The sequence below is a fragment of the Acinetobacter sp. BSP-28 genome (assembly GCF_044130285.1).
Lineage (GTDB): Bacteria > Pseudomonadota > Gammaproteobacteria > Pseudomonadales > Moraxellaceae > Acinetobacter.
Genome location: NZ_JBIQOB010000018.1, coordinates 16305 through 40591, shown reverse-complemented (window position 1 = coordinate 40591; position 24287 = coordinate 16305). Strand labels below are relative to the sequence as shown.

Annotated in this window: 22 protein-coding genes; 4 read left to right on the top strand and 18 right to left on the bottom strand. The window is 42.5% G+C overall.

Annotated features, from left to right (window positions below):
* Positions 1–26: 26 nt before the first annotated feature.
* The 9 genes from ACE01R_RS13130 to ACE01R_RS13090 form a co-directional block, all read right to left on the bottom strand.
* Positions 27–1394, bottom strand: a complete 1368-nt coding sequence (locus ACE01R_RS13130) for an amidohydrolase family protein (protein WP_395551631.1) — start codon at positions 1392–1394, stop codon at positions 27–29.
* Between the two features lie 26 nt (positions 1395–1420).
* Positions 1421–2341 carry an ABC transporter permease gene (locus ACE01R_RS13125; protein ID WP_395551608.1) on the bottom strand — a complete coding sequence of 307 codons (921 nt, stop codon included), beginning with the start codon at positions 2339–2341 and terminating at the stop codon, positions 1421–1423.
* Between the two features lie 27 nt (positions 2342–2368).
* Complete coding sequence (locus ACE01R_RS13120; protein ID WP_395551604.1) at positions 2369–3463, bottom strand: ABC transporter permease; 1095 nt, start codon at positions 3461–3463, stop codon at positions 2369–2371.
* A gap of 18 nt (positions 3464–3481) precedes the next feature.
* Positions 3482–5080, bottom strand: coding sequence for an ABC transporter ATP-binding protein (locus ACE01R_RS13115; protein ID WP_395551597.1), 1599 nt, complete (start codon positions 5078–5080; stop codon positions 3482–3484).
* A gap of 63 nt (positions 5081–5143) precedes the next feature.
* Complete coding sequence (locus ACE01R_RS13110) at positions 5144–6244, bottom strand: BMP family ABC transporter substrate-binding protein (protein ID WP_395551595.1); 1101 nt, start codon at positions 6242–6244, stop codon at positions 5144–5146.
* 400 nt (positions 6245–6644) lie between these two features.
* A complete protein-coding gene (locus ACE01R_RS13105) occupies positions 6645–7628 on the bottom strand; it encodes an isopenicillin N synthase family dioxygenase (protein ID WP_395551594.1) in 984 nt (327 codons plus the stop codon).
* A 98-nt stretch (positions 7629–7726) separates the two neighbouring features.
* Positions 7727–8809, bottom strand: coding sequence for a BMP family ABC transporter substrate-binding protein (locus ACE01R_RS13100; RefSeq protein ID WP_395551593.1), 1083 nt, complete (start codon positions 8807–8809; stop codon positions 7727–7729).
* 176 nt (positions 8810–8985) lie between these two features.
* Positions 8986–9474 (bottom strand): nucleoside deaminase, encoded by a 489-nt coding sequence (locus ACE01R_RS13095; RefSeq protein WP_395551592.1) that lies wholly within the window; start codon positions 9472–9474, stop codon positions 8986–8988.
* Between the two features lie 82 nt (positions 9475–9556).
* A complete protein-coding gene (locus ACE01R_RS13090) occupies positions 9557–10612 on the bottom strand; it encodes a Rieske 2Fe-2S domain-containing protein (RefSeq protein WP_395551591.1) in 1056 nt (351 codons plus the stop codon).
* 268 nt (positions 10613–10880) lie between these two features.
* On the opposite strand from ACE01R_RS13090, the gene ACE01R_RS13085 reads away from it, so the two are divergent.
* Both ACE01R_RS13085 and ACE01R_RS13080 read left to right on the top strand, forming a co-directional pair.
* Complete coding sequence (locus ACE01R_RS13085; RefSeq protein ID WP_395551590.1) at positions 10881–11810, top strand: LysR family transcriptional regulator; 930 nt, start codon at positions 10881–10883, stop codon at positions 11808–11810.
* 62 nt (positions 11811–11872) lie between these two features.
* On the top strand, positions 11873–13225 hold the full coding sequence (locus tag ACE01R_RS13080; RefSeq protein ID WP_395551589.1) for an 8-oxoguanine deaminase: 1353 nt from the start codon (positions 11873–11875) through the stop codon (positions 13223–13225).
* 67 nt (positions 13226–13292) lie between these two features.
* Here ACE01R_RS13080 and ACE01R_RS13075 read toward each other — a convergent pair whose 3' ends face one another.
* Positions 13293–14180: an EamA family transporter gene (locus tag ACE01R_RS13075; protein ID WP_395551588.1), complete on the bottom strand. Its 888-nt coding sequence runs from the start codon at positions 14178–14180 to the stop codon at positions 13293–13295.
* Positions 14181–14349: 169 nt separating this feature from the next.
* Positions 14350–15507, bottom strand: coding sequence for an FAD-dependent urate hydroxylase HpxO (hpxO, locus tag ACE01R_RS13070; protein WP_395551587.1), 1158 nt, complete (start codon positions 15505–15507; stop codon positions 14350–14352).
* 212 nt (positions 15508–15719) lie between these two features.
* On the opposite strand from hpxO, the gene alc reads away from it, so the two are divergent.
* Together alc and ACE01R_RS13060 are read left to right on the top strand one after the other, a co-directional pair.
* A complete protein-coding gene (alc, locus tag ACE01R_RS13065) occupies positions 15720–16727 on the top strand; it encodes an allantoicase (protein ID WP_395551586.1) in 1008 nt (335 codons plus the stop codon).
* 11 nt (positions 16728–16738) lie between these two features.
* Positions 16739–17236 (top strand): ureidoglycolate lyase, encoded by a 498-nt coding sequence (locus ACE01R_RS13060; RefSeq protein ID WP_395551585.1) that lies wholly within the window; start codon positions 16739–16741, stop codon positions 17234–17236.
* A gap of 58 nt (positions 17237–17294) precedes the next feature.
* Here ACE01R_RS13060 and ACE01R_RS13055 read toward each other — a convergent pair whose 3' ends face one another.
* The 7 genes from ACE01R_RS13055 to ureC all read right to left on the bottom strand — a co-directional run bounded on the left by ACE01R_RS13055 (position 17295) and on the right by ureC (position 24261).
* On the bottom strand, positions 17295–18008 hold the full coding sequence (locus tag ACE01R_RS13055) for an outer membrane protein OmpK (RefSeq protein ID WP_395551584.1): 714 nt from the start codon (positions 18006–18008) through the stop codon (positions 17295–17297).
* A gap of 125 nt (positions 18009–18133) precedes the next feature.
* Positions 18134–19492 (bottom strand): nucleobase:cation symporter-2 family protein, encoded by a 1359-nt coding sequence (locus ACE01R_RS13050; protein WP_395551583.1) that lies wholly within the window; start codon positions 19490–19492, stop codon positions 18134–18136.
* Positions 19493–19523: 31 nt separating this feature from the next.
* Positions 19524–19844, bottom strand: a complete 321-nt coding sequence (gene uraH / locus ACE01R_RS13045; protein WP_395551582.1) for a hydroxyisourate hydrolase — start codon at positions 19842–19844, stop codon at positions 19524–19526.
* On the bottom strand, positions 19841–20344 hold the full coding sequence (gene uraD, locus ACE01R_RS13040; protein ID WP_395551581.1) for a 2-oxo-4-hydroxy-4-carboxy-5-ureidoimidazoline decarboxylase: 504 nt from the start codon (positions 20342–20344) through the stop codon (positions 19841–19843). Before uraD ends, uraH begins: the two co-directional genes overlap by 4 nt.
* Before the next feature lie 142 nt (positions 20345–20486).
* Entirely contained in the window at positions 20487–21449 is a 963-nt protein-coding gene (gene puuE, locus ACE01R_RS13035) for an allantoinase PuuE (protein WP_395551580.1), read from the bottom strand.
* A gap of 122 nt (positions 21450–21571) precedes the next feature.
* Positions 21572–22441, bottom strand: a complete 870-nt coding sequence (locus ACE01R_RS13030; RefSeq protein WP_395551579.1) for a DUF2971 domain-containing protein — start codon at positions 22439–22441, stop codon at positions 21572–21574.
* 119 nt (positions 22442–22560) lie between these two features.
* Positions 22561–24261: an urease subunit alpha gene (ureC, locus tag ACE01R_RS13025; protein WP_395551578.1), complete on the bottom strand. Its 1701-nt coding sequence runs from the start codon at positions 24259–24261 to the stop codon at positions 22561–22563.
* Between the last annotated feature and the right edge of the window lie 26 nt (positions 24262–24287).

Here is a 24287-nt window from a genome sequence, read left to right as displayed (position 1 = left end):
TGATCCCTTATTTTTAACAGATAATACTAAGAGCGCTGCAATTCATTGACCACAGTTCCCTGCTCTGACAGCCATTTGTCACGGCGTCTGAATAACGCAGGTGCTGCCTGATTGACCTGATCGATTAAGGCCTGCATATCTGCATGCACCAGTTTGCGGTTTTCCACCACCACTTGCCCATTGACCATAGTCATATGCACATCTTGGCCTTGTACCGCATGCACCAGATTGGTATGCAAATTGAATAAGCGTCCTTGATCGATCAAAGGCGTCATTCGAGGCGTCGCCATATCAACAGCAATGATATCGGCCAGTTTACCTGCTTCAAGCGATCCAATCTGATGCTGCATGCCCAGTGCTTTTGCACCTGTCAGCGTTGCCATTTGACAGACTGACCATGAATCTAGTGCTGCGGCATCTAAATTGGAAAATTTGGCCAATAAAGAGGCAGTTTTCATTTCCTCAAACATATCCAGATTATTATTTTCTTTTTCACCATCCGTACCTAATCCAACCGCAATGCCATGATGCAGCATTTCGGTAATAGGTGCCGCACCTGAAGCCAATTTCATATTGGAGATGGGATTATGTGCAACGCCAACATCATAATGCTTAAGAATTTCAATCTCGTCTGAATTGGCCCAGACACAGTGCGCCAACAGACATTTCGGAACATCAAACATGCCTAAACGTTCGAGCGTCTGGATGGGGCGAATGCCATAGCGTCTAAGGTTTTCTTCGACATCAAACTGGCTTTCATTGCTATGGGTGTGAAAACCGGTCTGATAATCCTGACAAAGTTTCTGAATACGGGCCAAGGCCTTTTCTTCTGCATAAAACAGATGTTCCAGACCGACCCAGACATTGATTCGTCCAGCTGCGCCTTGATGCCATTTTTGAATCAGGGCTTCATTGCTATTTAAGGTTTCAAAATAGTGATGATCAGGATGTTCTGCCACATAAGGCACCAGTACCGCGCGGATGCCAAGTTGCTCTGCTGCTTCGGTACTGCCATCCATATAGCGCCACATATCCACGATGGTTGTGGTTCCTGAAAGCAGCGCTTCGGCATAGCAGAGATAAGAAGCTATTTTGGCATCTTCAGGCGTTAAAACTCGGTGCATGGGATCGATAAACTGCTGCAACCAGTCCCAGACAGGCAAACCTTCGGCGGTGCCTCTTAACAGACCTGAATGACAGTGGGTATTGATTAAACCCGGCATCAGTAAGCTGTTCGGATATTGGCTCACTTCTACATGGGGATATTGCCGGCTTAATTCTTCCAGCGTACCGACCTGCTTGATATATGCACCCTCAATTAAAATTGCTCCATGGCGAATACAATCCAGTGCCGAATTCATGGTCAGGACATAATCTGCAGTCATGATTTTCATTGTCATATTTCCTCTGCTTTGTCCAGTTAAGGGCTAAACGTCTTACCCAGCGAAGCAGGCAAATTCAGTTTCAGTAGTTTTTTATCACGTGAAATGATCACCAGAACCAAAATCGTTGCGATATAGGGTAATGCTGATAAAAATTCATTCGGAATATTCAGTCCTAGTGCCTGAGCATGGAATTGCAAAATGGTGACCCCGCCAAATAAATAGGCACCCAGCATTAATCGGGTTGGTTTCCATGCGGCAAAAACGACTAAAGCAATGGCAATCCAGCCACGTCCGGCAACCATATTTTCAATCCACATCGGGGTATATACGGTTGAGAGGAAAGCCCCGCCAATTCCTGCCATAGCGCCGCCAAAAAGAACAGCACCATAACGAATCGCCAAAACGTTGTAGCCCATGGCATGCGCACTTTCTGGCGATTCGCCTACTGCTTTCAGCAATAATCCCAAACGGGTTTTGGCCAATACCCACCACACCACAGCGAATGCCAGAATAGATAAATACACCACATAGTTTTGCTGAAATAAAATTGGACCAATAAAAGGAATATCAGCCAGTCCAGGGATATTTAAGTTTTGTAATCCAGGCAATGCAGTACTCACATAATTCTGCCCGATAAAAGCCGAAATCCCGATCCCAAAAATGGTCAAAGCCAGACCGCAGGCCGACTGATTGGTGCTCATTGATAAAGTAAAAAAGGCAAAAATCAGTGCCATCAAGCTTCCAGCCAGTCCTCCCATAAACAAAGCACTTAAGACACTGGCATCATATTGACTAGCAAAGGCAAAACCGGCAATCGCACCGACCAGCATCATCCCTTCTACGCCCAAATTAATCACGCCTGTACGTTCTGCAACAAGTTCGCCTAAACCTGCAAATATCAATGGAGTCGCTGCGGCCACAGTACCGGCAAGAATGGCTGTAATTTCTATACTCATCTCTGGTTATCCTTTTTATTTACAGCATTAAACCGCTGGTTGAACAGTTTCAGCGGGTGGCTGCTTCTTCTTGGCGAAACGGTAGCGATTTTCAATCAGCGCATCTGAAGCCAACAGGAAAAACAGCAATAAACCCTGGAAAATACCGGTAATGGCAACAGGAAGCTGCAACTGCATTTGTGCCAGTTCACCACCCAGATAAATCAGCGCCATCAGCAAGCCCGACAATACAATGCCAATCGGGTTTAAACGGCCCAAATAGGCCACAATAATTGCGGCATAACCATAGCCCGGAGAAATATTCGGATTGAGCTGGCCAATCGGACCTGCCACTTCACAAATCCCGGCAATTCCTGCCATCAATCCGGAAATCCCTAAACTGAACCAGATGGCTTTTTTGGACGAAAAACCGGCATATTGGGCCGCCATAGGCGCTTGACCACTGACTTCTAATCTATATGCGCTGACACTTTTACGAATAAATATCCAGAACAAAACCACAGCTAACATGGTCAGAAAAATAGAGGCATTGACCCTTGTACCCTCAATCACATAGGGTAAAACCGCACTTTCACTAAACATCACCGATTGCGGAAAATTCATGCCGTCCGGATCACGCCACGGCCCATTCACTAAATACATGAGCAGAAAAAATGCCACATAGTTCATCATCAAGGTGGTCAGGGTTTCTTCTGCATTAAAATGAGTTTTTAATAGTGCTGGAATCAGCCCCCAAATCGCACCACCGACTGCCCCCATGATGATCATCAGCGGTAAAATCCACCAGCCCATCTGTTCAAAGAATAAGATCGCAATACCACCACCAAAGATGGCACCCATGGTCAGCTGTCCTTCGGCGCCAATATTGAATAATTTGGCACGAAAACCGACCGCCAGACCCAAGGCAATCAAAATCAATGGACTGGCTTTAATCAGTAGTTCACTCAGGTTATAGGCACTACTGAGCGGCTCGATAAAGAAAATATACAAAGCCTGAAGCGGATTAACCCCAAGCATTAAAAACAGCAGGCTACCGACACAGAGCATGGCCAATAGCGCAATAAAGGGAGACAGCCATTTCATAAGTTGAGAAGGATGTTCTCTAGGTTCGAGTAAATGCATCAAATCACCTATTCTTCTCTAAACTGAAATTGGTTGTATTTCAGTTGCAGCCTGAGCGACTGCATTGTTATTGATTCCAGCCATTAATAAACCGATTTCTTCAGCATTGGTGTTATGGGTGGCAATCGATTCAGACAATTTGCCGCTGGCCAGTACACAGAGCTGATCGCTGATTTCAAAGAGCTCTTCCAATTCTTCGGAAATCACCAAAATGGCCACTCCCTGACGCGATAGATCAATCAAGGTCTGGCGGATAAACATGGATGCCCCAATATCAACCCCCCAAGTCGGTTGGGAGACAATCAGCACTTTCGGGTTTTGTAGAATTTCCCGGCCTACAATAAATTTTTGCAAGTTACCGCCAGACAAGCTGCGTGCTTCTGCCTGCGGACCGGCTGCCTTGACATTAAACCGTTCAATGCAATGTGCAGCAAAGGCTTTAGTTTTTTCAAAATTGATTAGTCCAAAATGGCTTAAACCTTGGCGAAATGCCGTGAGGAAGGCATTTTGCGACAAGCTCATATTGGGCACTGCACCACGTCCCAAACGCTCTTCCGGAACAAAGCCCAAGCCGAAATCACGACGTTCACCTGCATACAGTCTGGAGACATTTCTGCCTTCAAACAGGATTTCGCCCTGATCAGTCAGCCTTTCGCCCGATAGCAATGCCAGCAATTCCGCCTGACCATTGCCAGAGATTCCGGCAATACCGGTGATTTCACCAGCTTTTAATTGCAGCTCTATATTGCTTAAAGACACTCCAAAGGGATCATCAGATGCATAATTGAGTTGCTTGACTTGCAGCAAGACACTTTGTTCACCTGAAAATGCCGAGTGTTGATAGGTCGGAAGTTCACGTCCAATCATGAGACGGGCCAATTCACTGGTGCTTTTTTCATTCGGTTTGACGTGACCAGTGACCCGACCATTTCTTAAAATGGTGGCTTCATCGCACAGCTCTTGTATTTCATGCAGTTTGTGGCTGATGTATAGAATCGATACCCCTTGCGAAGCCAGCAGTTTCAGGGTTTTAAACAGCTGTTTCACCGCTTGTGGAGTCAAGACCGAAGTCGGTTCATCTAAAATAATCAAGGACGGTTGCTGCAATAGACAGCGGATAATTTCGACACGTTGCCGCTCACCAACGGACAGCGAATAGACTTCACGGCGCGGATCTATCGGCAGGCCATATTGTTCTGAAACTTCGACAATTTTTTGTCTGAGCTCAGCAAGGTCGTATTTTTCATCCAGCCCCAGCAGAATATTTTCCGCAACGGTTAAAGTTTCAAAGAGTGAAAAATGTTGGTACACCATCCCGATGCCAAGCTTGCGCGCGGCAGCCGGGTTTTCGATGCTCACCTCTTTGCCATTCCAGATGATCTGGCCCTGATCTGCCTGTGTCGCCCCATAAATAATTTTCATCAGGGTGCTTTTACCGGCCCCATTTTCACCTAAGATGGCATGAATTTGCCCAGCCTGAACTTTAAGATCAATCTGATCGTTGGCTTTTAGCGAATTATAACTTTTACCAATATTGACCAGTTCCAGGCGTGAAACGGTCAGTTCTACAGCCTGTTGTACGTCAACATATGTCGCATTATCGGATAAGTCATTCATAGACAAGCTCGAAAAAATGAAAAAAGAAAGGCATGAATGAAAAGCTCATTCATGCCATCTGATTTATTTAGGTAAAGCACCTTCTACGCCTTTGACGTAGTAATTCATTTTGCCTAGCTCTGCATCAGACAAAACTTTACCTTTCGCAATTACCAGACTGCCATCCTGTTTATATAAAGGTCCCTGGAATGGATGCAGCGAACCTTTATGAATTCCACTTTGTACATTTAAGGCAGACTGTTTCACTTTGGCTGGCACTGCAGGACCAAAGTTTTCAATTCTCACCGCATCCTGTTTAATGCCGTACCACATTGCACTTGGCTTCCAGGTTTTTTGCGCAACTTGCTGTAAGACTGGCGTATAGATTTTTTCCCAATGCAACACTGAAGCTGCCAAGTGTGCTTTAGGACCAAACTTGCTCATGTCTGAGTCCCAACCAAAGGCATAAACGCCTTTTTGCTGTGCAGCTTGGACAACGGCTGGTGAATCGGTGTTTTGCATCAGCACATCAGCTTTCTGTGAAATCAGCGCCAAAGCTGCATCACGCTCTTTACCCGGGTTAAACCATGAATTGACCCAGATCGCTTTGGTTTTGACTTTAGGATTGACACTTTGCGCGCCCAAAGTATAGGCATTGATGTTACGTACTACTTCAGGAATCGGGAAAGAAGCCACGACACCCAGGGTATTGGTTTTAGTCGTTTGCCCAGCAACCACACCTAACATGTATGCACCTTCATAGGTGCGTACATCATAAATCCCCAGATTTTTGCCCTGCTTGTAGCCAGTTGCATGCATGAAGACGGTATTTGGAAACTGTTTGGCCACCTTTTCCATCTGGTTCATATAACCGAAAGAAGTGGCAAAAATCACTTTGTTGCCCTGCTGCGCCAGATTACGGATTACACGCTCTGCATCTGCAGTTTCTGGCACATTTTCAATATAAGAAGTTGTGTATTTTCCAGCCAAGGCTTTTTCTGTTTTGATACGCCCCTGGTCATGTGAATAAGTCCAGCCATGATCACTGGTTGGGCCAATATAAACAAAGGCCGCTTTGTCAGCCGCATGTGCCAGGCTGATAAAAGATGTCCCCAAAACAGTTGCTGTACTTAATGTCAGTACAAGTTTTTTAAACTGTGATTTAAAGCTGATTTTTTTTTGCATAAAACTGCTCCATTATGAATGGTGTATTTCTAATTCAAGCAATAACAATGAATTAGAAATGTGAAATTTGAACATCGGTTTAATTTTTCTGTTCACTTTCTCTTAAATAGCAAGTTCTATTCCAAAATTGATAAAAATTAGAACATAAACATCACGTTCTGTTTTTTAGAACAAAAATATTATTTTTTATTTATAAAATACAAAATCTTACGTTTTAAAGTTCTTTTATTTTTCTCATTTTTTTTATTTTCAATTTGATTAAAAAGCAAAGCTACTCGATCAGCCAGCAGAAATGCTTTTTTTTAGCGCAGGCAGAATATTCACAGTTCAATAATGATAAAAAAAAGCCCAAACTTGTTCGAAATTGGGCTTTTTTATTTCTGAGTCAGTTTTTCCGTGTTTAAATTTTTTCTAAAACCTTTTGTTCTTCTGCATTTAAGGAATAGGCTTTCATGTACATTTCTTCCATGTGTTCCCCTGCGGTGCATGGCTTATAACGGTAACTTTCCATCTCTTTGACTGTGCCAGGCAAGGCATAAATATGGGTCATATAATTTGGACCATAAAAGAAAGGAATCGAATAACGCGATTTTCCGTCTGCATACATATTCCGTACCCGGTGTGGATTAGATTTAAATAAATCGTTACTCCAACGTGGAATCAGGTCACCTAAATTGACGACAAAAGTACCCTCAATAGGTGGTGCAGTGACCCAGTTTCCATCTGGAAAGCAAACTTCCAAACCACCACAATTATCTTGCGCCAAAATCGTAATTGAACCCCAATCTGTGTGCGCACCGACACCAAAGCTGTTTTCATCGGCATCTGCTGGATGAGGCGGATAGCGCAGCATTTTCAAGGTCATCATGGGATCATGACAACATTCATCAAAATAATGCTCATCCAGTTCCAGAGATAAAGCCAGTAACTGCATAATGCGCTTTGCCAGCAGGCTCAGTTCTGCAATATATTCCTGACAGTATTGCTCCATTTCAGGTACTTCACTTGGCCATTGATTAATACCATAGCCTTGATATTTGGCTAACACATAGGGATGGTCATCACTATAAGTTTTACCGCAATAGAAACCTTCCTTAATATCCGGCTTGGCGTTGTAATCTGACTTTTGTGCAGACAACTGTTCAAACCCCAAATGACTGGCATTCAGGCTTTGATCATATTTCAGTTTAGTGTTTAAAGGCAGGTCAAAAATCTGTTTGCATAGTGCAAATTGACGCTGAATTAAAACTGGATCAATGCCATGATTTTTGACATAAAAGAAACCCGAACTGGTTGCAGCTTGGCGCAGCAGATGCACAACCTCATTGACCTGTTTAGATCCAGCAGCCAAAGCGCCGCTTAAATCAATCACTGGAATGTTCATAGGACAATATAACCTCTATTAAATCAGTGTGCTATTTCAAAAAAATAACCCTGAATTTAAAATAAAATGAGTAATTTGCATTTAATTACGCAGTCTGGTTATTTAGGAAAACTTCCTTCTACACCTTTGACGTAATAATTGGTTTTCGCTAAATCTGCATCTGTTAATGAATTGCCTTTTGCCACAAGCAAGCTACCATCCTGTTTATAGATTGGACCAGTGAATGGATGCAAACTGCCTTTTTGTAGTGCATTGCGCACGGCAATTGCTTTGGCTTTCATTTCAGGTGTGGTGGATGGGCCAAAATTTTCAATGTTCACTGCGCCTTGTTGAACCCCATATTTAATTGCCGACGTTTTCCAGGTTTTGGCCGCGACTTGTTTCATAACTGGCTCATAAATTTTATCCCAATGCAGCACCGCTGCTGCCAAGTGCGCCTTAGGACCAAATTTACTCATGTCCGAGTTCCAGCCAAAAGCATAGACGCCCTTTTGCTGCGCAGCCTGTACCACTGCCGGCGAGTCGGTATTCTGCATCAACACATCGGCTTTTTGTGCAATCAGCGCTAACGCCGCTTCACGTTCCTTGCCCGGGTTAAACCAGGTATTTGCCCAGATCACTTTGGTTTTCACTTTAGGATTGACACTTTGTGCGCCTAAGGTATAGGCATTGATGTTACGTACCACTTCAGGAATCGGAAATGATGCGACTACACCAATGGTATCGGTTTGAGTTTTTTGTCCTGCCACTACACCCAGCATATAAGCACCTTCATAGGTACGCGTTTCATATACACCCAGGTTTTTAGCTTGTTTGTAGCCGGTTGCATGCATAAATACGGTATTTGGAAACTGCTTGGCGACTTTTTCCATCGCGTTCATATAGCCAAATGAGGTACCAAAAATGACCTTATTGCCTTGCTGTGCAAGATTACGGACCACACGTTCTGCATCTGCAGTCTCGGGTACATTTTCAATAAATGTGGTTTGATATTTACCGGCCAAGGCTTTTTCTGCCTTTACACGGCCTTGTTCATGTGAATAAGACCAGCCGTGGTCACTGGTGGGTCCCAAATAGATAAAAGCCGCTTTTTCTTTGGCTTGAGACTGACCAGGAATCAGTACGGCCAAACTGCCTAAAACCAGAAAGGCGTTCCCCAAAGTTTTCTTTTTTAAACTCATTAATGCAACTCCATCTATATTTTTTCAAAGAGAATGTTTTAAAAATATTTAAAATCAGTCTGAGTGAAGCAATTAATATTCCAACTGAATGAAAATGAATATTTTTAAGTTAAATATTTAAAAATCTTTTATTAAATTAAAATCTATTTAAAAACAGCAATGCATAAAAAAATTGATTATCTTCTCGACCAAAACCCATTTTGCAATTGGGCTATTTCATCTTCCAGTTCAGACACTGGACCAATCAGTTCCACCTCTTTTTGGCAATGGGAAAATACATAGGGAGAGGACACACTCATCGTCGGGTTTTCATCATGATTTCCGGTACAGGCCAGCAGTTTTTCTTCGGTCATGCCATACACAACGCGGCCAATATTGGCCCAATAAATCGTGCCAGAGCACATACAGCAAGGCTCTACTGCTGTATATAAAGTACATTGCCATAAATATTCAGGCGGATAGTTGGTGGCTGCAATACGTGCCAGGGTAGATTCGGCATGGTTGACCGTATCAATATTACATTGGGTCAAAAGTACTGTTTCATGATCCGGAGCCACCAGAACTGCACCAAAAGGATGATGCCCTAAACTGATGGCACGTTTACCCACCTCATTGGAAAGTTTCAGGAATTTAATGATTTGCGCTTGGCTCGGACTATTTATCATTGGTAATGCTCATTAATATAAATTTTAAAGTGTGCTTAAAATAAAAAAGCACCTGCTATATAAAGGTGCTTTTTTTAAATATTTAAACGATATAGCGTTTACTTAACCCCCACTCGGCCAATATACGGCGGTAAGTGGTAGATGAACGATCTGCTTCAAAATGGGCTTCCATACTGATATCCAGTGGCAATTCTTCTGGCTTTTGGCTTTCCACCATCTCCTGATCTTCTGCAAAAATTTGTGCATTAAAATCATACACTGCCTGTAAATCTCCGGTGGTGTCGAAGTTACGGGTCAGCGGCACAAATAGTCGGGTTTTATTATGGGAGACCGGACAGCACGCATTTAAAATTTTTAAAATGCCATCATTGGGGAAATACACTTTCAATGTCGCAGAAAATGGCGGATAGACATCAAATTCACGGGTCCACATAAAACCTTCCGGCTCTAAATGTTGTAGACCATGCGGATAGTTGCTGACATTGGAAATGTAGATGCTTTTTAAACCGTAGTATGTACGTTCGGTATGGTACTTCGGCACCACCTGGTTTTCACGGTCTGCAAATGCCTGATGATGCACCCAGGCAAAGTGTGCAACATCAATAAAGCCTTCCAGCTGACGGCCACTGGAACCATTAATATCCACAAATGGCGGCAAAATGGTCTGATGACCTTCCGCATCCCAAGTTTCCAGCACCGGGAAATTCGTCTCGCTTTGATCACGGTTAAATAGACTGGTCCAAATCAGGCCATATTTTTCTACAACAGGAAATTTGGTCAGGCTAAAACGCTCAGAGATTTTTGTCAGTTCTGGCTGAGCCGGAATTTTCGAGCATTTGCCTTCGGTATTGTAATGTAGTCCATGATAAGGACAGACCAGCTCTTCTCCTTGTACCCAGCCTTTGGTTAGTGGGACACCACGGTGCGGACAGATATCCCGGGCCAAATGGATTTGCCCGCTCTCGGTTTTATACAGCGCCATTTTCACATCCAGCAATATGACTTGCTGTGGTGTGCTACTGACGTCCTGAATACGTGCAACCGGATACCAGTACTGTGCCAAAATATTCCAGTCAGAGGGATCAAACGCACTACCATGTGGTTGAGTAAATAGATTAAGTACTGGTATGGCGTTCATATAAAATCCTTCTTTTCAATTTCGTGGCTAAGCCTTTTCAAGGTCAAAACTCTGACCTTTAGCTTTAACTTGTATTTGAAATTAAATGAATTTTTAGCATTCTGTCTATTAGAATGTTTCGTACTTCTTATTCTAAAAATTAGAACACTTAAGGTTGGCTGAAATGTTTTAGCAGACTAAAAAGTGTGAATTTGGCATAGAACTCGCATAGTAAGAACTATCATGCGCTATAAAAAAGACAGTTAGGCAGATTTGCCCCAATACCTATATGAATACACCCTTTTCACGTTTTTCCGAATATTTTATTGCGGTCGCCAAAACTGGCAGCCTGCGCAAGGCAGCCGATCAGCTATTTATTTCAGTTTCTGCGGTACATCGTCAAATCGCGCTGGCTGAAGAAGATTTGGGCATCATCTTGTTTGAGCGTTTGCCGAATGGCTTAAAGCTGACTCTGGCAGGTGAATTGCTCTATGCCGACCTGCTGAAATGGCAAAAGGAGTTTCAACATACCCGTATCCGCTTTGATGAAATTCAGGGGCTGAATCGAGGCACCATCGAATTTGGCCTGATCTCGGCTTTAAGCGATGGTTTTATCATGCAATCCATACAGTACATGTATGAGAATTACCCCTGGATTCATTTTAATATTCGGGTGGCAGACAGCGAAATTATTGCCAAAAAAATTATGGATGCCGAACTTGATTTTGGATTAATTTTAAATCCCAAAGCACATCATCATCTGGAAGTGATCCATTTTCTGGAATTACCGGTCGGTTTTGTCATGAGCAATGATCATCCGCTGGTGCATGCTGAAAAAATCTATTTTTCCGATACCTTAGGCGACAACCACTTTATTCCCTCGGAACCGCTGATTATTCATGATTATGTGCAGGCCCTGTATAAGCACCATCAATTTATTCCGGCCAGAAAAACCGAATCTAATGATATCCGGCTGATGAATGCCCTGATCCAGAAAAATTTAGGTATTGGCATTTTAAGTTTTTTAGATGTCTTGCCCTATCTGGAACGCAAAGAATTGGTATTCAAGCCGATTCTGGAAAAAGGTCTGCATCCACTGACCATTGCTCTTTGTGTTGCTCCGAAACGGCAAATTTCCAGAGCATCGCAATTAATGATTAAAGATATAAGTGAACAGATGGAAGCGCTAAAACAGCAAGTTCCTATGTTTTTAGCCTAAAATATATCAGTTGGTATAACTCTTGCTTTTTTAAATGAAATTTCAATGATTAAGGCAATGTTATGTCAACAATCTGGATTAAACATCCACTGGCAATTTTTACTGGCAATCAAAGTGATGCACGCGGTGGTCTGGTCATTCAATCGGGAAAAATTGTTGAACTGGTGGCATTAGGACAAACGCCCATTACGCCCTTTGATGAAACATTTGATGCCAAGAATCTGGTGATTTTGCCTGGCCTAATCAATAGCCATCATCATTTCTATCAAACCTTGACCCGTGCCTGGGCACCCGTGGTGAATGCGCCGCTTTTCCCCTGGCTTAAGACGTTGTATCCGGTATGGGCCAAGCTAAATCCGGAACAACTCTATCTGGCGACGCAAGTGGCTTTGGCTGAATTATTGATGTCCGGCTGTACTTTTGCGGCAGATCACCATTATTTATTTCCCCAGCAACTGCATGATGCGATTGATATTCAGGTACAGGCTGCGGAAAGTTTAGGTATCCGTGTCATGCTGACTCGAGGTTCGATGAGCCTGGGTGAAGATCAAGGCGGTCTGCCACCGCAGCACACGGTACAGGATATGCAAACCATCTTGCTCGATTCGGAAAGGCTGATTTCGAAATATCATGACCGCGGTGCAGATGCGATGGTGAATATTGCCCTTGCACCCTGTTCTCCTTTTTCGGTCACACAGGAAATTATGCGTGAAAGTGCCCAACTGGCGCAGCAACATGATGTGCGGCTGCATACCCATCTGGCGGAAACTCTGGATGAAGAAAAATTTTGTCTGGAAAAGTTTGGCATGCGCACAGTCGATTATCTGGACAGTGTCGGCTGGTTAAATCATCGCACCTGGCTCGCGCATGGCATTCATTTCAATGCCGATGAAATTCGCCGTTTAGGTACAGCGCAAGTAGGCATCTGTCATTGCCCGCATTCCAATATGCGTCTGGCTTCCGGGATTTGTCCAACTGTGAATTTAATACAGGCCGGTGCAAAAATTGGTTTGGGTGTGGATGGTTCAGCCTCTGGAGATGCATCCAATTTAATTCTGGAAGCGCGTCAGGCGATGTATCTGCAACGTCTGAAATATGGTGCTGAAGTGATTACTCCTGAACTGGCCCTAGGCTGGGTGACTAAAGGTTCGGCACAATTGCTGGGTCGAGATCAGCATCTGGGGGAAATTGCCCCTGACTTTCAGGCGGATCTGGCGTTTTATACGCTGGATGACATCAAATTTTCAGGCAGCCATGATCCTGTTGCAGCACTGTTGCTCTGTGGCGCAGAACGTGCAGAACATGTCATGGTTAAAGGTAAATGGGTGGTCAAAGACCAACAGGTCCTGGGACTTGATATGGATAAATTATTGGCTGAACATCGTCAGGCCGCAAAAGATTTATTAGCTGCTTAAGCGATGAGCTCTAGGTATCTTAGTCATTGAAATGATGATTAAGATACAACTTGTGACTCCAATCGAACTAGGCCCAAATCACCAGTATGGCGGCAATCACCACCAGTAATAATCCCCAGTGCTCTGCTTTGGCCAGTTTTTCCTTAAAGAAATAGGCAGAAATGAGCAAGCTAAACAGGATTTCAATCTGTCCCAGTGTTTTGACAATCGCAACAGATTGCATGCTCATGGCGGTAAACCAGCCTAAGGAAGCGATAAAACTACAGACACTGACTTTAAAAGTCAGCCCTATTCTTTCCCACATCGCCTTTAAGGTTTGACGACTAAATAAACTTAAATAGATCAGCATACTGATACATTGAAAGCTAATAATACTGACCAATACCCATGCCGCCCGATGAATAAATGGCAGTTGCGGTAGCTCCAAACTGGCTTCACGCACCAATAAAGAGGTAATGGCAAAACATAATCCACTGCCGATCCCAATCAATAAAGTCGGCAGGGAAAGTTTTTCTATTCTTGGCCCTTTACTGAGTAAAAATACGGCAAGTCCACCCAAGGCAACTCCAAACCAGGCCAGTCCGCTTAACTGATCGCTCAATAATGAAGCACCAATCAGCGCAGCCAAAATGGCTTCACTTTTCGCCAGTCCCACCCCAATGGCATAATTTTTTTGTTTAAAAAGCTGCACCATCAACGCTGTTGCCGCAATCTGGCTGATCCCGGCAACTACAATGTAAATCCAGAACCTTGGAGTAAAAGTAATGGCAGTCTGGATAGGCTGGTAATGATATAAACCTGTCAGGTAAATGAGGGCAAAAGGAAAACCGAAAAGAAAACGTGCCAGAGTCACACCATAGACATCTACAGTCGTACTGAGCTGCTTTTGAAACGCATTACGCCAAGCCTGCATAAATGCAGCCATAAGGGTAAAGAGAATCCATGTAGATGCCATCACTTGACCTGTTTTAAGCGCTAAAGTGCAGTAATGTACTCCTTCAGCACTGAATTGACGAATCTTTTTCCATGAAAATGGTTATTTCTCCCAAGTACGTTGAGTCATTTTTTATAATAAAAAACCCTTCATCAGGAAGGGTTTCTAAACAAAAAACTGAACTCAATAATTAATCTAATGGATTGCCAATAATATTGCTGATAATGCCTTTCATAATATGCGGCCCCTGTTCTTTTCTTAATTCTTCATACCATTCTTTGGTCACCACTTCATCTTTCATATGGGTCACATCACAGCGTTTTCGTGCGCGTAGCACCAGCTCATTGGCGCGTTCATTACGTTTATTTTGATAACGCTTTAAAGCATCCTGTAAACCCAAGGTATTAATTTGTAAGGCACGAGCCAAATAAATCGCATCTTCCATGGCCTGGCAGCCGCCCTGCCCAATATCTGGCGTTGTACTGTGTGCCGCATCACCGACAATCACCACACGGCCTTTATAAAATTGGGCAAAAGGTTCAATGTCATGAATTTCTACACGGTTGGTTTTTTGTTCATCTAAGGCATCAATCAAGTGCTGAACTGATGCACACCAGCCATTAAAATAATGTTTCAGTAAAGTTTTATATTCAGCTTTATTGTTTTCTAAACCCACCGGTAATGGCACATCAAAGAAGAAATAGAATTTTCCGTCTGCAACCGGCATTAGCGAAACACGTTTACCCTCACCGACAAAAGTCGTCCACTGGTCTGCCGGAGAAAGATGATCACTGATTTCAACCAGGCCATTCCAGTTGACATAACCCGCATAACGACGTGAAACCTGTTCACCCAATACATAAGCTCGCGTAATCGAGTGGGTTCCGTCGGCACCAATCAATAATTCGGTTTTAATTTCGCTACCATCGGCAAATTCAACCAGTACCCCATTCTCCTGTTCCTGTAGTGAGACCATTTTTTTACCCAGTTGAATATCATCACGGCCAAACTCATCCATCAGCATATTTTGCAAGTCGGCACGTGCCACCGGATAAGGACGCTGCCCGACTTCTTCAATCAAGGGTAATAAACTGAACTGGGTCATGGTATCGCCCGTCAAACCATCCATATACGCCAGCTGATCCATCTGACCGCCTAGCTTGGCAACCTGTTCAGTCAGCCCCAGGTAATTCAAACACTTCACACCATTGGACCAAAGCGAGATGGCTGCGCCGACAGGTAAAATTTGTTCTGCTTGCTCATAGATGGTGACCTGATGCCCAAACTTTTTTAGTGCAATTCCCGTGGTCAATCCACCCATGCCTGCACCAATAATTGTAATCTCCATCTATTTTCTCCTCTGAATATATTGTTTCTGCTCCTTAAAAAGCTAAAAGCGTGCCATTTTCGAAAAACATGCACCGATTTTTTTCAAAAGTTGGCACAAGCTGTGCATCAACATGGATGTAAACACGAGTTTTTATAAGGCTTTAACTTAGATTTTGGCTGTTTTATAAAAATTAATATTCACGTTATTCATAATTTGAATGGAAAATAACTATGGCAACATTAATTGCACCTATTTTTGATCTTCCTGTGCATATACAACAACTCACCAACTTGGCAGATAGCAGAATTGGTGCAGAAGTACTTGAATGTTCAGATGATTTTTTTGCTGAAGCAAATCGAATGTTGCAATTTGATGCCCCCATTTTTGTAGAAGACAAATTTGATAATCATGGCAAATGGATGGATGGATGGGAAACCCGCCGTAAACGTCATGCCGGCTATGACTGGGCTATTGTTCAGCTTGGGGTAGCGGGAACCATTCAAGCGCTGGATATTGATACCACTTTTTTTACCGGGAACTATCCGGCATCGGCTGCGGTCGAAGCCTGTTATGCACCAAATGGTGACTTAAGCACTGCTACCTGGCACTTAATTTTACCAAATAGTAAATTAGGACCCGGACAGCATCATATTTTTGAGGTCTCCTCAGAGCTGGTATTCAGCCATGTGCGCTTAAATATTTTCCCGGATGGTGGTGTCGCCCGATTTAAAGTCTATGGTGAAGTTAAGATTCAGATTCAGGATAGGGATCAGGTACTGGATCTGTTAGCTCTTGAAAATGGTGGTCGGGTGATTGCCTATAGCGATGCACACTTTGGGCATCCACGTAATCTGATTAATCCAGGTCGTGGCATAAATATGGGTGATGGTTGGGAAACCAAACGCCGCCGTGAACCCGGTTTTGACTGGTGTATTCTGGCTTTAGGCCAAAGCGGTTCAATTGAAAAAATTGATATTGATACGGCGCATTTTAAAGGCAACTACCCTGCACAAGTTTCTATACAGGCGATTTATATTGAAGATGCGACCGATCAACAACTGATTCCGCAAAGCATGTTCTGGCCATATCTTTTAGAAGCACAAGATATGCAGATGGATCATATTCACAGCTTTGTAGAGGAAGTTTTACAGCATGAGAAAATATCGCATATTCGCGTGAACATGATTCCGGATGGCGGGATTAGCCGTATCCGTTTATGGGGAAAAACTGCAAGATAAATGTGAATATTATGACAATACTGACTATAAAAATTCAGCCTTTAACTGCAAAAAACTTTGCGCCTTTTGGTGAAGTCATTGCATGTCAAGGCAACGATTTTTTTTATATTAATGAGCAACAGACTGAACGTTATCATGCACTGGATGAAGTGGAAACCGATGCAAAAGTTGGGTTAAGTATTTTCAAAAATATTCAATCTACCCAAGTGCCTTTTGAAATTTCCATGTTAGAAAGGCATCCGTTAGGATCACAGGCCTTTATCCCTATGCAGGGTCAGGCTTTTTTGATTGTTGTTGCACCAGCACTGGATGCTGCAAAGCCCGATCTGAATCAAGTTCAGGCCTTTATCAGTGATGGTTCACAAGGGGTCAATTACCATGCCGGAACATGGCACCATCCTTTATTGACACTGGAAGCACCCAGTGATTTTGTGGTGATTGACCGGATTGGGACTGGCCCAAACTGCGATGTTTATTCTTTTCCACATGTCATTTCCATAGCGTATTAAAGCAATAAAAAAGCCCTTGGACACAAGGGCTTTTAAAATAGTTCTGTAATATGCTTAATTAGAAATGATATTTCACTAAAGCACTCACGTTATTTTCATCTGCATTTGGAATGCCAAATTTATTGTTCCATATTGAGTGTTCGATACCCAGATACAAATTCGTATTTGGAGAAATGTGTTTACCTACATTCCATTTCCACTGTGTGGTCCAGTTCATCTCGCTATCATGATCATCTTCTTCTGTTGACCAATCCAGGAAGCCATCAACCAAAAATTCTTCAGTTCCCAGTTTAAATGGAACACCATAGGTCAAGGTTAACTGGTAGTCATCATCAACATTTTCATTATTTGCACGATACAGGTTGATGCTGGCATAACGGAAATATGGAATATCCAGATCAAAACCTACACCATACAAGAAGTTATCAAAGCCTTCTCCACCTTCCCAAGTGGTCGAAACCAACACATCTTTTACTGGGCCAAACGCAAGTTTTTGACCTGTTACTTCGCCCAAACTTAAACGCGGGGACAATTCAAAATAAGTTGATTTAATATCATCTGTACCACGCATGCGGTCAACAAAGAAGAATACGTCTGCATATTTAATTTTTGCCGTATATTCAACAGTTAAAGTAGTTTGCTTTTCGTTTACTACTTCATAGTTTTCGCCATAAAGACCACTCAGACTGAAATCTTGCCAAATCGGTTGTGCTTGTGCGCCAACAGCAGCACTTGCCAATACAGTTGCAGTGAATAATTGTGTTAATTTCATAGAAGTTTAGCCCCAAAAAAGGAAAAATAGTTACAAGATTGATAAAGCAAAATCGAAGCCAAGTTTTTTAATTTTTGATAAAAAAAGCCCATGACATACATGGGCTTTGTATACATTATTGAATGTTAATGCACTGACTCGACAATCTTCTTGGTTGTAACTGTATTTTTGGATTTAAAAATACTCAAATGATTAAACAGAATATTCAAAATAATCGCCATCAAACAGGTAGAGCTAATGCCGGAGTGGAACAGGGTTTGAATCCATTTCGGAAAATTGGCATAGAATGAATGGTCAATGATCGGAATCATCCCGGCTGCAATGGCAGTCGCGACAATAATCAGGTTCTTTTGCTCGTTATAATCAATTTTTGCCAAGGTACGAATACCACTTGCAGCCACTGTTCCAAATAGCACCAAACCTGCACCACCAAGTACCGGTACAGGAATTGCTGCAATTAAACGCCCCATAATTGGCAATAAACCAAGTACCACTAAAATCATGCCGCCAGCTGCAACCACAAAACGACTTTTGATGCCAGTAATGGCAACCAAGCCTACATTTTGCGCAAAGGCACTTTGCATAAATGAACCAAAAACTGGTGCAACCGCACTGGACAGCATATCGGCACGTAAACCATTGGAAATACGTTCTGAATCTACTTTGGTTCCAACAATTTCACCCACAGCAATAATATCTGCCGTGGTTTCAGTCATGATCACCAGAGTCACAATCAGCATGGAAATGATGGCGGTCAATTCAAAAGTTGGCATGCCAAAAGCAAATAGGCTTGGAAACTGCACCCATGCACCATTGCCGACTTTACTAAAATCGCCAAAGCCCATCAGATAAGCCAGTACTGAGCCCATCACAATAGCCAAAAGAATCGATAAACGACGGATAGAAGCATTCTTGGTCAGGTTCAAACAGATCACAATGCCCAGCGTCAACAGCGCCAATCCAATATTTTCCACACTTCCCCATTCAGGGGCATTCTTATTGCCGCCCATCATCCAGCGAACAGCGACAGGCAAGAGTGATAAGCCAATAATCGTAATCACACAACCCGTCACGACAGGTGGGAAAAAGCGAATAATCTTGGAAAAATAGGGAGCCAGAAAGAAACCGATCAGTGAGGCAATAATCACCGCACCATAAACGGCAGATAAGCCACCGCCTGTAGTCACAATTGCGACCATCGTCGCCACACCGGCAAAGGAAACGCCTTGTACCAGCGGCAATTTGGCTCCGATATATTTTATGCCTATGGTTTGTAATATCGTTGCCAGACCACCGACAAATAAGGCGGCTGCAATCAGCAAACCAATGTGCTGCGCAGATAAACCTGCCGCGGTACCCACAATTAATGGTGGTGCGATAATTCCGCCATACATGGTTAATACATGTTGTAAGCCATATGCTGCACTTTTTCCTGCGCCTAAATATTCATGTTCTGGTGAAATGATTTTGCTTTCTTCAGTCATTCTTTTTCTTCCCTCAAATCAAAAAATTAAATTAGCTTCCGCGATATGTGGAGTACGCAAATGGGCTAATCAGTAAAGGAATGTGATAATGCTGTGATGCATCTTTGACATAGAAATGGATTACGGTTTTAGGAAAAAAGGTTTCCAGTTCTAAAGCATCAAAATAAGCAGAAGTGGCGAATTCAAGGCTATATGCCCCGCTATTGAATTCGGTTAGACCAAAATCAGTCACCCGACCATCGACATTGGTACTTGCTTCACCGAGTAAGCTGCCCTCTGCATTGAATAATTTAATCAGCACATTGGCTGCCGGCTTACCTAAGTTAGTATCTAAAATATGTGAACTAATCATGCTTGCAGCTCCTGAGCTAATCGGAGTAAGGCAATTTCAGCCAGTTGATGATGGACAATACGCTTTTCAGTTTCAGGATCATTTAAAAGACGGTATTTTAGGGCTTGAAGAACTTCTTCACTGTTTAGACCGAATGCTTTAATCAGGAAGATGTAGCCATATTTCTTTTCATAGGCGATATTGCCCTTGAGTAAAGCCAGCTGGGTTTCTTCATCTGTGGTAATAGAGGACTGTTCACGATTTGAAAAGTTTTTTTCGACCTCACTCAATTCAGCCTGTGCTTTTTTTTCGCCTATGCGTGGATGTTTATCTAAAGCTGTTTTGATGTCATCCCAAGTCCAGGTCTTTGCTTGTTGTTTTGCAAAGTCCATAGCCTCTTCAACCGAGGCATAAGGACGATTCGCTGAAAGCTGTTCCGACCAGCTCGGTATTTGCACACAGTGCGCTAAAAAGGTAATGGCATCTTGTTGAGATGCTTTATTAAATTCAACGAGTTGCACTATTAAATCGCCTAAAATATTGAATGTTTGTTCAAAAGTAATTTTGCAATATCAGTGCCAGATTTTGTTTTTCTGCATTTTTTATAAATGGGATAAATAAAAAAAGAGAAGCTAAACTTCTCTTTTTAAAAAATTTTATATCTTATAATGCATGGTTTTTATACCAGTGCTCGGCAATATCGCCACGGCGGCAAATCCAGACGTTGTCGTAACTTTGAATATAATCGAGGAACTTTTGTAGTGCCTTAAAGCGTCCTGGTCGCCCTAAAATACGACAATGCATGCCGACCGATAGCATTTTAGGTTCAGTTTCACCTTCAGCATACAGCACATCAAAGGCATCTTTTAAGTATTGATAGAATTGTTCCCCACTGTTGAAACCGCCCGGTGAACTGAACTTCATGTCATTGCTTTCTAAGGTATAGGGAATGATTAAATGTGGACGTGTTGCACCATTTTTATCAGTCAGATTGCTCCAAAATGGCAGGTCGTCGCCATAGTAGTCACAGTCATATTTAATCTGCGGAAATTCGGCTAATAATTTTCGGGTATTCGGGCTATCGCGACCGGTATACCAGCCGATTGGCGCTTGGCCAAACAGGGTTTCGAGTACACTTATGGCCTGATCCATGTGCTGTCGTTCAAGTTCGATGGGCATGTCCTGATAATGCAGCCAGCGCTGTCCATGAGAAACCACGTCATAATTGGCTTCTTTAATCGCTTCAACAATGTAGGGATTTCGCGCCAGCGCCATGCCCACACCAAAAATGGTCATGGGTAAATTGCGTTTTTTAAACTCGTTATGAATGCGCCAGAAACCTGCACGTGAGCCATATTCATACATGGAATCCATAGACATATGTTTAGCTGGGAAGCTTGCTGCCCCAATAATATCGGAAAGGAACTGTTCTGAACCTGCATCGCCATGTTCTACGTGGTTTTCCCCGCCTTCTTCATAGTTCAATACAAATTGAACCGCGACACGAGCGCCATTTGGCCATTCTACTTTAGGTGGTTCACCATGATAGCCAATTAAGTCTCGTGAATAGTCTTGTTGTTGAATTTGGTCAATCAGGTCTTGCCCGCGTAAGTATGTTGCTGTCACATCCATTTCCTAATGTGTTATATCAAACAGTAAAAATTAGGAAAGGATTAAGCAATTTATGCGCCACAACAGAAATTTCATGGCTATAAAAAATAACACTACTATTTTGTCTTTACGAAAATCTAACTATTTAAGAATGCAGCTAAAGTTTTAGTTTTTTTATCTAGAATTGGGTGATTTGGAACTGTAATTTTAAAACTATTTGGTTTTAAAACAGCTTGATAGATTTTGATATTTTGTTGAAATTCATAATTATAATAATTGACTGATTCTATAAGTTTATTTTTATTTGGATCCTGATCAGTCAGTTTGGCACCTAAAATAACTGAAGAAATATAATCCGCGGGAATTACTTTTAATAAAGAATTAAAATTGTTTGGATCATAGTCATGTGCAAGTGTTCTAAATTCCTTTTCATATGACCAATCCGTAGATTTTACTAAATATTGGTTGGTCACAAAATGTATCATTTTTTCACTATTTACTGGATCAAAAATTTTCAAGGGATTCGATATCTCTAAAGGAATTTTCGGGAATTCATCCTGATATTTTACTGGTTGTACATTAAATGCATTATGCACCCATGCAAGAGTTGGATGTGGAATTTTAAATTCAACCAAAAATCCTTTATGACTTTGAGCATAATGAGACCACATGAGCATATTTAATGGATTATTATTAAAACAAGTTACACTCAAATTGGCTCTTATAGCTGTAGAAAAATGTTGCTGTAAAATTTTCTTGAAATCATTCGGTACATCATCGAACTCTATAGATGCCATACAATCATATGGATCATTAAAATTATCTGGATGTGTGAATTTTAATTGAAGTTTTCTAAACAAATTTAGGACATAAAGATTATGATCAAAGCTTAGATGTTTATAAATATAATAATATTGCTCGTCACATTTAATATCTTCGAACTGTTTTTGATAATTAGATTTTAAAGTTTCTTGAAAAGCAGCAAGTAAAATTTTTTCAAAATCCATAGCAAAATAACTGTTTATTTTTTAAAAATTTATCATTTTAATTCCCCATTTAGCAATCCCTCCTAACCTCCCTTTAATAAAGGGAGGAATTTCCCCTTTGAAAAAGGGAGCAATGGGATTTAAAACAAGAAATATCGCTGCGCCATCGGCAGTACTTCCGTAGGTTCACAGGTCAAATGCACACCATCTGCACGAACCTCATAAGTTTCGGGATGCACTTCCATCAACGGACAGTAACTATTGTGCTTCATGTCCTTTTTCGTGATCTGCCGTGTGTCTTTACATGGCGAAATCAGCTTTTTTAAGCCTAATTTTTCATGCACGCCATCATCAATAGCGACTTGCGACAGGAAGGTAATGCAGGTGTTATGCACCCCACGCGGATAAGCCCCAAACATCGGACGGTAATGCACAGGCTGTGGTGTTGGAATAGAAGCATTAATATCACCCATCGGCGCAGCTGCAATCATGCCACCTTTAATGATCATGGACGGTTTAACACCAAAGAAAGCCGGTTTCCAGAGGACCAAATCGGCCAGTTTACCTTCTTCAACCGAACCAATTTCATGGCTTAAACCATGGGTAATCGCAGGGTTAATGGTGTATTTGGCGATATAACGTTTCACCCGATTGTTATCTTTATAAGGCGTATCACCTTCTAAAGCTCCGCGTTGTACTTTCATTTTATGTGCGGTTTGCCAGGTACGCAAAATCACTTCACCCACGCGACCCATCGCCTGTGAGTCTGATGACATCATGGCAATTGCACCCATATCCTGCAAAATATCTTCCGCAGCAATAGTTTCACGGCGGATACGGCTTTCTGCAAATGCCACATCTTCGGCAATAGAGGGATCCAAGTGATGACAGACCATTAACATGTCCAGATGTTCATCAATGGTATTGATGGTATATGGACGGGTCGGATTGGTTGAAGATGGCAAGACATTTGGCTGCCCAATGGCTTTTAGAATATCAGGTGCATGTCCACCACCTGCACCTTCAGTATGATAGGTATGAATGGTACGGTTTTTAAAAGCCGTCAAAGTTTCTTCTAGAAAGCCACTTTCGTTTAGTGTGTCTGTATGAATCGCGACTTGTACATCGAACTGATCGGCCACAGTTAAGCAGTTATCAATCGCTGCTGGTGTTGAACCCCAATCTTCATGCAGCTTTAATCCAACCACACCGGCTTTAATTTGCTCTGCAATCGGTTCAGGCTGGCTTAAATTCCCTTTACCCAATAGACCAATATTCATTGGCAAATCATCTATGGCTTGTAGTATGGTGGCAATATGCCAAGGACCTGGTGTTACTGTGGTCGCTGATGTTCCGGCTGCAGGGCCTGTACCGCCACCAATCATGGTAGTAATACCTGACATCATGGCAGTTTCTACCTGTTGCGGGCAGATCCAGTGAATATGGGTATCCACCCCGCCTGCAGTGAGAATTTGGCCTTCACCGGCAATCACTTCAGTGGCAGCCCCAAGCGGAATTGAAATATCTGGTTGAATATCCGGATTACCAGCCTTGCCAATTTTCCAGATCCGGCCATTTTTTAAGCCGACATCGGCTTTGACAATACCCCACCAGTCAATAATGAGTGCATTTGTAATGACAGTGTCAGCCACTTCAGATGACAAAAGTTGTGATTGTCCCATGCCATCACGAATTACTTTTCCGCCACCAAATTTGACCTCTTCGCCATAGGTCGTGAAGTCCTGTTCAACTTCAATAAATAATTCGGTATCGGCAAGACGGACACGGTCCCCGACCGTCGGTCCAAACATTTCGGCATAAGCACGACGTGACATTTTCATGATTTATAAACCTTTATAATTCTGAT

Bases quoted from the DNA above. Each gene is read 5' to 3' on its own strand.
- ACE01R_RS13130 (WP_395551631.1), bottom strand. From the start codon at position 1,394: ATGAAAATCATGACTGCAGATTATGTCCTGACCATGAATTCGGCACTG.
- ACE01R_RS13125 (WP_395551608.1), bottom strand. From the start codon at position 2,341: ATGAGTATAGAAATTACAGCCATTCTTGCCGGTACTGTGGCCGCAGCG.
- ACE01R_RS13120 (WP_395551604.1), bottom strand. From the start codon at position 3,463: ATGCATTTACTCGAACCTAGAGAACATCCTTCTCAACTTATGAAATGG.
- ACE01R_RS13115 (WP_395551597.1), bottom strand. From the start codon at position 5,080: ATGAATGACTTATCCGATAATGCGACATATGTTGACGTACAACAGGCT.
- ACE01R_RS13110 (WP_395551595.1), bottom strand. From the start codon at position 6,244: ATGCAAAAAAAAATCAGCTTTAAATCACAGTTTAAAAAACTTGTACTG.
- ACE01R_RS13105 (WP_395551594.1), bottom strand. From the start codon at position 7,628: ATGAACATTCCAGTGATTGATTTAAGCGGCGCTTTGGCTGCTGGATCT.
- ACE01R_RS13100 (WP_395551593.1), bottom strand. From the start codon at position 8,809: ATGAGTTTAAAAAAGAAAACTTTGGGGAACGCCTTTCTGGTTTTAGGC.
- ACE01R_RS13095 (WP_395551592.1), bottom strand. From the start codon at position 9,474: ATGATAAATAGTCCGAGCCAAGCGCAAATCATTAAATTCCTGAAACTT.
- ACE01R_RS13090 (WP_395551591.1), bottom strand. From the start codon at position 10,612: ATGAACGCCATACCAGTACTTAATCTATTTACTCAACCACATGGTAGT.
- ACE01R_RS13085 (WP_395551590.1), top strand. From the start codon at position 10,881: ATGAATACACCCTTTTCACGTTTTTCCGAATATTTTATTGCGGTCGCC.
- ACE01R_RS13080 (WP_395551589.1), top strand. From the start codon at position 11,873: ATGTCAACAATCTGGATTAAACATCCACTGGCAATTTTTACTGGCAAT.
- ACE01R_RS13075 (WP_395551588.1), bottom strand. From the start codon at position 14,180: ATGGCATCTACATGGATTCTCTTTACCCTTATGGCTGCATTTATGCAG.
- hpxO (WP_395551587.1), bottom strand. From the start codon at position 15,507: ATGGAGATTACAATTATTGGTGCAGGCATGGGTGGATTGACCACGGGA.
- alc (WP_395551586.1), top strand. From the start codon at position 15,720: ATGGCAACATTAATTGCACCTATTTTTGATCTTCCTGTGCATATACAA.
- ACE01R_RS13060 (WP_395551585.1), top strand. From the start codon at position 16,739: ATGACAATACTGACTATAAAAATTCAGCCTTTAACTGCAAAAAACTTT.
- ACE01R_RS13055 (WP_395551584.1), bottom strand. From the start codon at position 18,008: ATGAAATTAACACAATTATTCACTGCAACTGTATTGGCAAGTGCTGCT.
- ACE01R_RS13050 (WP_395551583.1), bottom strand. From the start codon at position 19,492: ATGACTGAAGAAAGCAAAATCATTTCACCAGAACATGAATATTTAGGC.
- uraH (WP_395551582.1), bottom strand. From the start codon at position 19,844: ATGATTAGTTCACATATTTTAGATACTAACTTAGGTAAGCCGGCAGCC.
- ACE01R_RS13030 (WP_395551579.1), bottom strand. From the start codon at position 22,441: ATGGATTTTGAAAAAATTTTACTTGCTGCTTTTCAAGAAACTTTAAAA.
- ureC (WP_395551578.1), bottom strand. From the start codon at position 24,261: ATGAAAATGTCACGTCGTGCTTATGCCGAAATGTTTGGACCGACGGTC.